We start from the raw sequence: 232 nt of genomic DNA on the forward strand, positions 1-232 counted from the left end.
CTAAACGCTGTTGTGCTTTATCGCCTAAGCCAAAGCTGGCGAGTTTGTCGGCATTGCGTTGTTGCTCTGAGGCTAAGTTGGCAGCAAGATTGGCGCTGTAACTTTGTAGACGCAGCGCTTCATTACGTTTTTTAAGCTCTTCATCGAGAGCCACGTTTTTTTCAAGCTGGGCGCGGATCACCGACTGCTCAGCTAATAGGCTTTTTTGCTGCGCGGTTAGGGTTTCTTTATT

General features: G+C 48.3%; 1 protein-coding gene. It reads right to left on the bottom strand.

Annotation, left to right across the window (positions count from 1 at the left end):
* A partial coding sequence (locus B4920_RS28150; RefSeq protein WP_139379804.1) for a hypothetical protein occupies window positions 1–232 on the bottom strand: 232 nt, incomplete at both ends.

It is taken from the genome of Zoogloea sp. LCSB751 (genome assembly GCF_002028455.1).
Lineage (GTDB): Bacteria > Pseudomonadota > Gammaproteobacteria > Burkholderiales > Rhodocyclaceae > Zoogloea.